Annotated in this window: 11 protein-coding genes and 2 pseudogenes; 6 read left to right on the top strand and 7 right to left on the bottom strand. The window is 67.9% G+C overall.

Annotated features, from left to right (window positions below; genetic code table 11):
* Nucleotides 1–48 precede the first annotated feature (48 nt).
* The gene (locus MJ797_RS05270; protein WP_239332382.1) at nucleotides 49–1026 is read right to left on the bottom strand and encodes a hypothetical protein; all 978 of its coding nucleotides are present in this window, start codon (nucleotides 1024–1026) and stop codon (nucleotides 49–51) included.
* Between the two features lie 13 nt (nucleotides 1027–1039).
* Nucleotides 1040–1342, bottom strand: a complete 303-nt coding sequence (locus MJ797_RS05265) for a transposase family protein (RefSeq protein ID WP_239332380.1) — start codon at nucleotides 1340–1342, stop codon at nucleotides 1040–1042.
* Between MJ797_RS05265 and MJ797_RS05260 the strand changes: the two genes are divergently transcribed.
* Nucleotides 1341–1535 carry a hypothetical protein gene (locus tag MJ797_RS05260; RefSeq protein WP_239332378.1) on the top strand — a complete coding sequence of 65 codons (195 nt, stop codon included), beginning with the start codon at nucleotides 1341–1343 and terminating at the stop codon, nucleotides 1533–1535. The two genes, MJ797_RS05265 and MJ797_RS05260, sit on opposite strands and share 2 nt — an antisense overlap.
* A gap of 168 nt (nucleotides 1536–1703) precedes the next feature.
* Here the strand turns inward: MJ797_RS05260 and MJ797_RS05255 are convergent, their stop codons facing one another.
* Entirely contained in the window at nucleotides 1704–1874 is a 171-nt protein-coding gene (locus MJ797_RS05255; RefSeq protein ID WP_239332376.1) for a hypothetical protein, read from the bottom strand.
* A gap of 193 nt (nucleotides 1875–2067) precedes the next feature.
* On the opposite strand from MJ797_RS05255, the gene MJ797_RS05250 reads away from it, so the two are divergent.
* The gene (locus MJ797_RS05250; RefSeq protein WP_239332374.1) at nucleotides 2068–2592 is read left to right on the top strand and encodes a helix-turn-helix domain-containing protein; all 525 of its coding nucleotides are present in this window, start codon (nucleotides 2068–2070) and stop codon (nucleotides 2590–2592) included.
* A 249-nt stretch (nucleotides 2593–2841) separates the two neighbouring features.
* Nucleotides 2842–3234: a PIN domain-containing protein gene (locus MJ797_RS05245; RefSeq protein WP_239332372.1), complete on the top strand. Its 393-nt coding sequence runs from the start codon at nucleotides 2842–2844 to the stop codon at nucleotides 3232–3234.
* 378 nt (nucleotides 3235–3612) lie between these two features.
* Here MJ797_RS05245 and MJ797_RS05240 read toward each other — a convergent pair whose 3' ends face one another.
* Together MJ797_RS05240 and MJ797_RS05235 are read right to left on the bottom strand one after the other, a co-directional pair.
* Nucleotides 3613–3867, bottom strand: coding sequence for a hypothetical protein (locus MJ797_RS05240; RefSeq protein WP_239332370.1), 255 nt, complete (start codon nucleotides 3865–3867; stop codon nucleotides 3613–3615).
* Between the two features lie 640 nt (nucleotides 3868–4507).
* A pseudogene (locus tag MJ797_RS05235) lies at nucleotides 4508–4663 on the bottom strand (transposase); the annotation flags it as partial.
* Between the two features lie 72 nt (nucleotides 4664–4735).
* On the opposite strand from MJ797_RS05235, the gene MJ797_RS05230 reads away from it, so the two are divergent.
* Nucleotides 4736–5011, top strand: coding sequence for a hypothetical protein (locus MJ797_RS05230; RefSeq protein WP_239311381.1), 276 nt, complete (start codon nucleotides 4736–4738; stop codon nucleotides 5009–5011).
* Nucleotides 5012–5013: 2 nt separating this feature from the next.
* Nucleotides 5014–5823, top strand: coding sequence for a hypothetical protein (locus tag MJ797_RS05225; protein WP_239332368.1), 810 nt, complete (start codon nucleotides 5014–5016; stop codon nucleotides 5821–5823).
* Nucleotides 5824–6251: 428 nt separating this feature from the next.
* Here the strand turns inward: MJ797_RS05225 and MJ797_RS05220 are convergent, their stop codons facing one another.
* Nucleotides 6252–7652 (bottom strand): AAA family ATPase, encoded by a 1401-nt coding sequence (locus tag MJ797_RS05220; protein ID WP_239332366.1) that lies wholly within the window; start codon nucleotides 7650–7652, stop codon nucleotides 6252–6254.
* Between the two features lie 44 nt (nucleotides 7653–7696).
* Here MJ797_RS05220 and MJ797_RS05215 point away from each other — a divergent pair, with 44 nt between their 5' ends.
* Nucleotides 7697–7948, top strand: a complete 252-nt coding sequence (locus tag MJ797_RS05215) for a hypothetical protein (protein WP_239332364.1) — start codon at nucleotides 7697–7699, stop codon at nucleotides 7946–7948.
* Nucleotides 7949–7969: 21 nt separating this feature from the next.
* On the opposite strand, the pseudogene MJ797_RS27400 reads toward MJ797_RS05215, so the two are convergent.
* Nucleotides 7970–8145, bottom strand: a pseudogene (locus MJ797_RS27400) (AAA family ATPase); the annotation flags it as partial.

The following is an 8145-nucleotide window of genomic DNA, read 5'->3' as shown; positions in this document are numbered from 1 at the left end:
ACCCCTATTGCCGGGTGCTCTAAGCAGCATTCGACAGAGCAGTAGCGCTCAGCGGCCCAGCCGGTGCCGGATGTAATCCGGCTGGGCCGCACCGACCTCGATGCGGTTCTCGTCGAGGCCGTTGACGATCCGCAAGCAGTCCCCAGCGAAGGCGAACTCCACCGCCACCGTTCCAGCTGCCAGGTCACGGTCTGCTGGCCGCCACTCAAGCAGCGCGACCTCGCGCAGTTCCTGGCGGACGAACGGTTCGAGGCGTTCATCGCTGTGAGACCACTCGGGCGTGAGCTCGAAGCACTCCCACCCGGTGATGGTCGCCGCGGTGTTGATCGTGTCCCAGCCCATCGAGAGCTCGTCGAGCTTCGAGTGGCAAACCTCCACCTGGACGCCGTCGAAGTCCAGCACCACCGGGCAATCGGCGAACCAGTCTCCGTCCTCGACGAAGCGCACCAAGGCGAACCCCGTCAGCGGCCTACCGGCGAGCATCGCCAGGCGTGATCCATGCGCCTGCCGAACCGACTCGATCCCGGCCAGGAAGGACGGCTTGAAACCAGAGATCCCCAGGCCCACAGCAACTGAGTCTCCCGGCCTGCGGCCCAACCGGCCAGCACATACTCGAAGCAGCCGGATCCTCGGCGGCACTTGACAGCTCGGATTCCACAGAATGACCTTGGTGATGACGCCTTCCGTGGGGCCGTTGCTGTCAGGCAGGGTCAGTCCGGCGACGACGGCGTCGTGGTCGGTGTCGAGTCCGTGGGCGAAGGCGTGCAGGGCGGGCAGGTCGTTGCCGCGTACGGTCTTGATCCACACGTCGAGGTCCGCACCATGGCGCTCGGTGAGCAGGGCGGCGAACGCGCGTATCCGGGCGGCCAGGACGGTCAGCTGTGGGCAGCTCGCGACCAGGGCGTCGAGGTGCCGCCGCAGGTGGTCGGGCAGGTCGGCGGGCCTGCTCGCCAGCCAGCCGGCCCGTCGACGCGGGGACGGCGGGATGCGGTCGGGATCGGCGCGTCCCTGGGTGAGGTAGCGCACGAGCAGGGTGGCACTACCCGGATAGCAAGGTTTGCCGCGGGCAGTCCAGGTTGCCGCAGACCAGCCACCGCACGGTCAGCTCGATCACCACCGGTCTGCCCCCGACCGGAAGATCCGTGAGGCTGCGGTGGTGACAGCCGCGTACCTGCGCGGTCAGCGTGCCGCACCGCGGGCAGGCCACCGGCCCCGCCCGGGTCTGTGCGACGACCCGTACCACCGGCCCCTCGTCGACGACCCGCTCGATGAGTACCGCGGTGAGTTGAGGAAAGACGACCTTCAGGAACTCGGCGTCACACAGCGCCAGCGATACCCGCATGGCAACTGTCTGTCACCGCCGGAATCTTGGCAGAGCCGCTCTTTTTACAGCCCCGACCCTGGCCGGGCAGGGGAAACGCTCCCTATGTTCCAACGCGCTGGCCATCGACGAGGCCACCTACGGCCCCGACCACCCGAGTGTTGTCACCATTCGCGGAAATCTTGAGTCTGCTCGCAACGCTCTCGGCGGGTGACCACGGGCGGTCTCGTGGGCCTGTTCCCAGCACATACGGAGGCCGGCAGCCGCAGGCTGGCCAGTCTGATTTTGGTCGGTCGCGCACGGGTTGTGGCACCAGTGTCGCGATCGGGCCGTGGGTCCGGAAGGAGGGTGTGTGAGTTCTTGTTGGGTGGCCGGACGGAGGCTATTCCTCCTCGAACGCCGTTGACGCGCAACGCCTCACCCGCGCATGACCGATGCGATCAGCGAGCCGCAGCTGCGAGCCCTCCTCACCCGGCTCGGACACCGACCCGAAGGCCCGGTCGGCCAAGCCATCGACAGCGTCGAGATCCTCACCCAACGGAACCTCCACCACGACTACGCACCCAACGCTTGGACTCCTCTCCTGAGCGTCCCCGGCGCTGATCCGATGGAGTGCGAACATCGGACGCCCCGTTCGGGCTGGGGAGGGGCACGGTGTCCACCGGTGGGTAGCTACCAGCAAGCGGCCAGCGTAGAGTCGAGCGAAACGAGCATGCAGATCGCTCCGATCGTCTTGGAGGCCGTTCATGACCTCGCCCACACGACCCGAACCGCTCCACGACGAGACGTACCTGCCAGACGAGGACACCGGTGAGATCATCGACTTCCTGGCCGCGCTTCGCGACTGCGGCCGGCAAACAGCCGACCCACGGCCTCGGCTCACCGGCCCGGACGGGCACAGCGTCGCGATTCCCGAGCCGATGTTCGACGTCCTCTTGCAGGTCGCCGCGGCAATGAAGGCGGGCCTGGCCGTCACGGTGGCACCGCACCATCTGACGATGTCCACCCAGGAAGCCGCGGATCTCCTCCGTATCTCCCGCACCACCCTGGTTCGGCTGCTGGAAAGCGGCGCCATCCCGTTCGAGAAGCCCAGCCGCCACCGCAAGGTCCGCCTCGACGACCTCCTCGAGTACCGCCAGCGCCAGCGCCACGCCGCCGATCTCGCCTTCGCTGACATGGTCGCCGATACCGAGCGTCTCGGCCTCTACGACATCAGCCCCGACGAGACCCGGGCGGCACTGAAAGCCGCCCGCAAGAAGACCGAAGACTGACCTGGATGTTCTCAGCGCTACTCGACACCTGCGTCCTCGTGCCCAGCAGGGCGCGCGACATGCTGCTTGAGATCGCCAGCACGGGTGCCTACCAGCCGCTGTGGTCGAGCGAGATTCTGGACGAGCTCGAACGGACCCTGCGGACACTGCTCGGCAAGCGCGGCGTGTCACCAGAGGAAACCGATGCCTACCTCACCCCGCTGCCCCAGACGCCGCTTCGCGCCGCCCGGGGACCCCTGCGTCCGGCAGATGAGGACCACCTTCCCGGACGCGACCGTGACCGGCTGGGAACGGCTCGTGCCGACCATCGAACTCCCCGACCCCGACGACCGACACGTGGTCGCCGCCGCCATGGCCGGCCGAGCCGACGTGATCGTCACCGACAACCTCACCGACTTCCCACCCGCTGCGCTGCCCGCGCCCCTGACCCGCCAGTCCCTCGACGACTTCCTCCTCGACAAACTCGACCTCCACCCGGACCTTGTCGTCAAGGCCGTTCGCGCCATCGCCGCCAGGACAGGCAGATCCGGCCCCACGCTGACCGCCTACGACATCGCTACCTACCTGCGTACCCACGGCGCCCCAGCATTCGGCGAACGTCTTCACGTCGCACTCGGCCAGATGGCAAGACCGGCTCCGTAGCGAGGTGGCTCGGGCTCAGCGCATGCCTGGCCGCTCGCCCGCACCACAACCCCCGCGGTGACGGTCACCAGACGGGCGGAAGTGCCAGGAACTACCAGGTCTGCGGAACGCACGTCAAAGCGACGTCGATCCCGACGATGACCGTTACCAGATGGGCTGGAGCCTCCAAACCGCCAGGTTGGCGGAACGCATGTTCGAACCGGTTGTCGATGTTGCCGGTCCGACGGTCACTGGGAATCGTCCCTGGTCAGCGGCCGGGTGGCGACCGCTCGGACGCCGATTTCAGGGCCTGGAATCAAGATCAATCGGTTCGTATGCTGGTACACATAGTCCACCACGATGCGTAACAATGCTCTGACCTGGGCAAATAGATAAATTCTATGAGATCTGATTATTGATCGAATAGAAGATGTCCAGGTCGGGGCTTTGATTGTTTGGTTCGATTCCCAGAACCTTCGGGTGGAGCTTGGTTACGGGGCGTAGCTGTGGTGGTTGGTCGGTCAATGGCATTGACTGACGTCCGACGTCGCCACCCACGCCTGCGATGGGCAGATCGTCCAGTAGTTCGCCGGAGCACCTGCGCTCCTCGACCGGTGCCAGTAAGCCCCACCCGCCGATCAGGCGCTGATCCACGCCGCGATGGCGCCAGCCCCCAACTCCCGATGCTCTGGCTCGCCAACGTCACCCGGGCTGCTTCACTGAAGCCGCCTGGAACCGCACCCTGCACGCGGTCGAGAAGGCCGGTGTCGGCTGGTTCGCGACCGCGTCGCCGATCACCCCGTCTTCGACGACTCGGGCGCTGTGGCCCGGGCCGCAGCCGGGCTTTCGGTGGTGGTGACTGTCCGGTGACAGGCATCTCGGCCGGTCGGCAATGCCCTGACCTGACAGGGCCTACTTCGATGTCAAAATCCGTGGGCGTCCTTTTGTCATTGAGGTCGGCCTGCCGGCGACCGGACCATGATCCGGGGCTGTCGGAAGATCTTCCGATAACTACCAAAACAGGGCCTTCACCTGCGGAAACGGCCCGCTGGCGCTGGGTGTTACACCGTTGCTCGGGCACTCCCGACCGCTCGCCTGTAGCCGGCGGGCGGTGTAGAACTTCGCGTGCACGTCCAGGCGCGCTCGTGTCCGCAGAACCCGGTCGATCACAATCAGGACCGTCTGAAGAGCCTTCAAGCGACCGCAGCGCTTCCGCATCATCGTGCGGCCTCCTGGGTCAATCGATCATGATCGGATGGTGAGTCCTATGGATGCCCGCTGGTCAGTAGCGCGTGTGTTTCGAGGAGATGACGAGTTCTCGGCGGACTTTCATCGTCAGCGCGTCGGCCTGCACGAACCGGTACGGCCCGGCGTCCAACGGCCGTGACCGGAACGCCTCGACCTGGCCGTCGAGATGCTTCGCGAGTTCCGAGACCTGCGATGTCGAGATGTGGCAGCGTAACCTGGAGGTACTGGAGGTACCGACGGACTGGTAGCTGGCGAGAAGGGGACGGACACGGAGATGATGGAGCGGACGCCCCGCCAGGTTGCGGTCAAGGTCTCGCCGGAAGGCGACAAGCTGATCACCAGTGGCGCGCACTACCTGCACATGAGCAAGAAGGATCTTGTTGAGGCGGCGGTCGCCTTTTACCTGGACGCGCGCCGCGAGGAGATGCAGTCCGGGATGCGGGAGCTGTTGAGCGAGCTCGACGGCAGCCGCGCGTCACGGGTAGCGATGCTCGCCGGGATGACTCGTGCTGAACTCGACGCGGTCGGCGGCGTCGAAGAGGACCGCTGACGGTGGCCGGACGGGCCCGCCCCACGCTCCGCTGCCTGCGAGAGGATCTCACCTTGGCGATCCCGCGCGCGGACACGCCTCTGGAGGACATCGGCCATCCGCTGCTCGCCAAGATCGGAGACCGCTTCGCCGACGACGAAACCCCGCGGGAGCGGATCGCCGCGATCGACGATCAGGTGTTGTTCAAGGTGAAGGTCCAGCGCTGGCGCGGTGCGGTGTGGGTCGACGCCGGGATCCCATGGCTGGTGGCGGCCGGGCAGCGCGAGGAAGGCTCGCCCGATGACTTCTACGCGGCGCTGGCCGCACACGCAACCGCCGCGCGGGCACGCTACAACGCCGGACACTCCCCTGCTCTCACCACCACGACCTACATCGGTGACCTGCTGCCTGGCCGGGAGGACGAGCTGAGGTGGAGGGCCGAGTCGGCGACGCGCGCCGAGCGCACACTCAGGGCCGCAGTGCATCGGCTGGTGCGCGAGTCGCTACTCGACGGCCAAGAACACGCCGTCATGCTGGACGGCGCGGCGCTGGGAATCCAGGTCCTCGCTGACCAAGGGCACGAGACCTATGTCGCGATCCGCATCATCGGCTCGTACCGCGGCGGCTCGTCGCGACGATCCTCAGTCTCGTACCCGGGTGCGAGGCCGACGCATGGATGTCGGACTACGCGATGCCGCAGCGGGCAGTGGCCCCCGAAGAACAGATCTGATCCAACATCATGGACCCAGCCGAGGCCGCGAAGTTCCTCGACCAGCAACCATGATCCTGCCATCCTTCCCGACCCGACCGCGTCGAACGCGCCCCGCCCGTAATGACCGGCGATCAACGACTCGGCGAAGTTCAAAGGCAGGGTGACGAGGTTCGCGAACAGCAACAGACATGGGACCGCACGACGAACCTTCACGGGCCCATCAGTTACAGAGAGTCGCTGGCTAGCGATCAGCAGACCGACGGCCGACAGATCGACGGCCGCCCGACCAGCGGCGCTATCCACACCGGAACACCCAGACGCAAGCCAAGGGCGAGCACGGTGCCGAACCCGAAGCAGAACGTCAACGCGACCACCACACCCACGATCACGATCACCAGACGGGCCGACGCATCCTACCCCATCCGAAATTCGGGACACACGTTCGAATCACTTGATGATGTTGAAGTCGACGCGGTCACTCGTCGTCCCCGCTGCTCAGGGCCCGGGTTGCGACCGGTCGGACAGCGATCTCAGGGCCAGCAACCAAGATCAAACGGTTCGGATGCCGGTACACTCGGTCCACCCTGTCCACCACCGTGTTGCCGGGTCGAGGGACGGCCGGATGTCGACGACCGACTGCTCCGCGTGGATGACGTCCAGGTGGTAGGTGGGAAAGGTGCTCGGGCTGAACCGCCGTACCGCGTCGGCGAGCCGGTCGTCATGGGTGAAGACGACAACCTGACGGGTCTCAGCGGTGCGTAGCAGCACCCGCGCGAGCCCGTCGACCTTCGCCGGGTCCATCGCCTGCACCGGGTCGTCGATGACGACGAACCGGAACGGGCTTTCGGGAACGGTGGCGCGCGGCAGGAACAGCGCGAGCCCGAGGGTGTGCAGTTCGCCCTGGCTCATCACGCCGAGCGCGGTGCCGCCCGTGCCGTCGACGGTGACGTCGAGCACGAGCCGGCGTCGGGTCGCCGTGCCGCGCAGCCGCACCGGGCCGAGATCGACGTTGCTTTCCTGGCGGAGTTCGGCCCAGATGGCCTGCTGCTGCGTGGCGAACGGGGCGAGCCGCTCGTCCCGCAGGCGTTCGAGCAGCCGCTTCAGGAAGTCGCCGGCCTCCTTGAGGGCGGCCAGGTGCGGCTGGCGGGAACGGGCGCGGCGGGCGGTGTCGAGCCAGTCCTGGGCCTGCCGCGCCAGCGGTGACCAGGCGGTCTCGAGGCCGCCCAGGCGGGAGCGGGCGGCGGACCTCAGCGCGTCCACGGCGGTGACCAGCGCCGTGTGCCGGACGACAAGCTCGTCGGCGAGTGCGGCGGGGTCGACGACAGCGCGGAGCCCGTCCCAGGCGCCCTGGGCTCTCACGGCGCCCTCCGCGACCGCATCGACGACCTTGGCGGCGGTCAGGCCACTCGTGGGATCGGTGCCGAGGATGTCCGGGCGCCGTTCCACCAGCGCGTGGGCTGCGGCGAGAGCGTCGCGCAGCCGGAGGTCGGCGTCGTCGGCCTCCTTCGCGAGGACGCCGAACCTGTCGGCCTCGGCAGCGGCGGCCACACGCCAGGTCCCGTCAAGCGTGCCGACCCCGCACAGGGGGCAGGCGCTGTCTCCGTGCTCCTGACGGTGGCTGAGCCCGGCGCGCAGCAGCCCGGCGACCCGGCGGGCGTCGGCGGCGGGTGTTCCGGCCGTGGCGTCCGCCCGAGCGACGGCGGACCGCAGCTGTGCCGCGCGGTCGGCCACGTCGGCCGGGTCGGGCGCGGTGAGCGCGGTGAGGCGCCGCAGCGCCGCCACCTCACCGTCGATACCGCTACCGCCGGCAGCGGTGCTGTTGCCGCTGCCTCCGCTGACCGCTGATTGCGCGTTGTCGAGATCCCACGCCTTGGAGACCTTCGAGGCGAGCGCCGCCGAGATGGCCGTCGCCCGTGGGTCGTCCGAGGTTGCGAGGGCGGCGAGCAGCACCGTCCGGCCGTCGCAGACCGCCTTGTGCGCCTTTTGAGGTCGCTGTGCGCCTGTTGCAGCAGGGTGTGGGTGTCGGTCAGCTCGGTGAGCCGGAGCAGCCCGCCCAGCGCGTCGAAGATCTTCGCGTTGCCGTCCGTGATCAGGCCGCTCAGCTCCGAATAGGCGAGGAACGGCCGGAAGTCGACGAGTGCCTCCCGCCACGGCAGGTCGGCCAGCGGCCGGGCGGTCTCGCCGGGCAGACGCACCGTGGTCGTCGCGGCCAGCAGGTCGGTGTCGTCTGCCTGCCAGGCCCGTAAGACCCGGATGGGCCGTGGCGTGCCCTCCGACGTCAGCTCCACCTCAACCCTGGGTGCCTCCTCACAGTGCAGGTTGCGCCAGCCGTCCCGCCAGATCTTCCCGCGCTGGAGGCGCTCATTCGTCTCGGTGAGGGCCAGTTCGACGGCCTCGGCGAAGCTCGACTTCCCGGAGCCGTTGCGACCGGTGACGAGTGTGA

This window comes from Protofrankia sp. CiP3 (genome assembly GCF_917627345.1).
Taxonomy (GTDB): domain Bacteria; phylum Actinomycetota; class Actinomycetes; order Frankiales; family Frankiaceae; genus Protofrankia.
The sequence above is the reverse complement of the archived record's forward strand: the minus strand, read 5'-3'. Positions and strand labels throughout refer to the sequence as shown.